The organism is uncultured Lentibacter sp., from assembly GCF_937123735.1.
In the GTDB taxonomy this organism is placed as follows: Bacteria; Pseudomonadota; Alphaproteobacteria; order Rhodobacterales; family Rhodobacteraceae; genus Lentibacter.
This window is the reverse complement of the sequence record NZ_CAKZKL010000019.1, coordinates 1-2,683: the sequence shown is the minus strand read 5'-3', so window position 1 is coordinate 2,683 and position 2,683 is coordinate 1. Positions and strand designations below refer to the sequence as shown.

At 55.3% G+C, this 2,683-nt stretch carries 3 protein-coding genes and 1 tRNA gene; all 4 read left to right on the top strand.

Going from position 1 to position 2,683, the window contains the following annotated elements:
• Positions 1-4 precede the first annotated feature (4 nt).
• The 4 genes from Q0478_RS05120 to Q0478_RS05105 all read left to right on the top strand — a co-directional run bounded on the left by Q0478_RS05120 (position 5) and on the right by Q0478_RS05105 (position 2,518).
• Positions 5-80: transfer RNA gene (locus tag Q0478_RS05120), tRNA-Lys, on the top strand.
• A 333-nt stretch (positions 81-413) separates the two neighbouring features.
• Positions 414-881, top strand: a complete 468-nt coding sequence (locus Q0478_RS05115; RefSeq protein WP_298676844.1) for a hypothetical protein — start codon at positions 414-416, stop codon at positions 879-881.
• Positions 882-1,202: 321 nt separating this feature from the next.
• Positions 1,203-1,595 (top strand): hypothetical protein, encoded by a 393-nt coding sequence (locus Q0478_RS05110; RefSeq protein WP_298676842.1) that lies wholly within the window; start codon positions 1,203-1,205, stop codon positions 1,593-1,595.
• On the top strand, positions 1,595-2,518 hold the full coding sequence (locus tag Q0478_RS05105) for a LysR family transcriptional regulator (protein WP_298676841.1): 924 nt from the start codon (positions 1,595-1,597) through the stop codon (positions 2,516-2,518). Before Q0478_RS05110 ends, Q0478_RS05105 begins: the two co-directional genes overlap by 1 nt.
• The last annotated feature ends 165 nt before the right edge of the window (positions 2,519-2,683 follow it).

Sequence of the window (2,683 nt, the reverse complement as noted above, 5' to 3'; positions counted from 1 at the left end):
TAGTGGGCCGTTAGCTCAGTTGGTAGAGCAACTGACTTTTAATCAGTAGGTCGATGGTTCGAACCCATCACGGCTCACCACTTTCTCACTTGAGAACAAAGACTTAGGCACCTTCGGGTGTCTTCTTCTTTTGTGACGGTAAGTCATAAAGTGTTGTGAAACGGCTTGGCGCCGAGTCATCGACATCAAAGAAAATCTCCAACCTCTATTCTGGCCTGTGCGTCCGTAAGGATCCGTGCAGCCGTGCGCCACTGGGCTGGAGCCTGCGCCACCGTGCGGCCCAGGGCTCCAGCCAGGGTGTGAGCCCCGTGTGGGCTGATCGCCAGCTACACCCTTTGGTTGCATCCAGCCCCGATATTGTGACTCACGCCGCGGCGCAAAGCAGGCTTTCTTGAGGCCATAAGGAGATCATCATGAAAAAACTCATATCACTGTCCCTCTTGGCCCTCTTGCCCGTGTCGGCTGACGCGGAAATCATTTCATTTGCAGGCAGCATGGCAAACTCTTGCACCCTCGGTGTCGGCTCTGACGGGGCGCTCGGCCTTGCCTCGGACGGCAAAAGCCTCAGCTCGCAGGAATTGGGCGGTGCCCAGGCGGCCATCACCATCGTATCGCTTGCAAACAACACGATCACCGTTGGAGCGCCGACCCTCTCGGCCTACCCCGCCGGCTATAGCGCAGGGGCAGAGACCACAAAAATCGCATACCAGGGCGACGGCCTTCTGAGCTCGGTGTCCCAAGATTACACCGCTTCGGAAACCAGTTTTCAGGTTGGTGTGATCCCGATCACCTCGGTTGTGTTCGACAGCCGCACCGAAAACGACGCAGGGTTTGTCGAAGGCCAATACCAAATCGACACGGTCATAACGTGCTCGCCTTAAAGCACAGGCTTGCGGGGTCGGTCTGCGGGCTGTTGCTCGCCGGGCTGGCCAGCGCAATACCTGACGCAGCCCAGAGTATTGGCCTTATGCCGATGGAAAAGTCAGGCCACAGCGCGTCGGACCGCAAGGGGTTTTATCTCAACGTTCTCAATGAGGGCAAACGCAGCATTATTGTTGATGTTGAGGTAATGCCCGGACCGGATGGCACCCGCCCCAAAGCCGTTAAAGTCCAGCCAAACCGTCTTAAAATCGGCCCTGAATCGGTGCGCAAAATAATTCTGGTTATCGGAAATCTGGAAAACGAAAAACAAAGAGAGGTTAATGTTTGTGTCAGCACTCAAAAACACAACTCAAATACTTTGCTCAGGATTTGTGGGGCTTATACTGCTCACAAGCGCCGCTGAGGCTGAGAACTTTTCAATAGATCTGCCCACACCACGAGGCATGGCAAACGCGTCAGACACCATTCAAACCATGGACGGAAGCCGGTGCAGCCAATCCGTCAACGGGGGTGGCGCCTTTTTTGACATTGGAGTAGCTAAAACAGAAAATGACACCCAATCTTTTACCAATGGCAGCAGCGGCACTATTTACGGCCGGTTGATTATTCCAATAGGTAAAAAGCCAAAACGCCTCGATTGCATTCGGCTCTATGAATTAGAACTACAGCGTCTCAGGTCTGAGATCGAATATTTATCAATGGAACTCGAATAGTGATTAAAATCACTTTACAGCAGATGCAGTATTTTAAGGAGGTCGCCGAAGCGGGAAGCTTTTCGGCGGCTTCCGGCGCGATCGGCTGCTCCACAACGGCCGTCACCAAAGCCATCAATGCTATCGAGGGCACGCTCGGACAACGGCTTGTTTTGCGGGGCAATCGCGGCGTTGAGCTGACAGCCGCCGGGGCCAAATACCTCGAACGGGTGCACCCCATCGTTGAACTGGCCCGAAGCGCCGAGGAGGAGGCCGTCCGACAGGCACAACCCGCGCGCCGGGAAATCGTGATTTCCTCCATCCCGAGCGCTGCGGCCTATCTGCTGCCCATGTCGATCAAGCCCTATACACAGGCAGGCGGCACCGTTCGCGTGCTCTCCCAAAACAGCGCCCAAGTTGAAGAAAGCGTGTTAAACCACCGCTCCCACCTCGGCATTCTGGGCAATGGCAACAGGCTGCTCTCTGATCAGCTCAAATTCACCCTGCTGACCAAAGATTATTTTTCGCTCGTCTGCTCCAAAAAGTTCTTTGCCCGCATCGAAGGCACCGAAACCTTCCTGCAAGAGGTCAAAGACCTGCCGGTTGTGGTCCCTGCCCAAGGCACAAGCATCAACAATCAGGCCAAGATTTTCCTGCGCTCTCTCGGATTGGACAGGATCGAACGGCGCATCGAAACAGATTCCATTCCCTTCGCGCGCGGTGTTCTGGAGGAGTTTCCCAGCCTCTGCGTGCTTCCCCGAGGCATCGCGCAGGCCCTCAATGCCCTGGGCGGGCTGAACTGCTACAGTTTTGAAAATATCTCCCCGGAGATATCCATCGGGATCGTCACCCGCCGCTCCTCCGCAATCACCCCCGAAGTCAGAGCGCTGATCAGCAACATCCGAAAGCACAGCGACGTGATCAACAAGGCCCCACACCCCTAACGCACAGCACCGCCCAAACGCACCACAGCTTGCGAGTATGAATGCTACCAGCAACACCAATCCCGCAGTGTCCAAAATGGTTAAACTTTGGGAATCAAAGAACGCCCAACGCGCCCTCAAAGGCTCGGGCCTCACGCTCATGGCAATGTCCCTGACAGCTTGTGG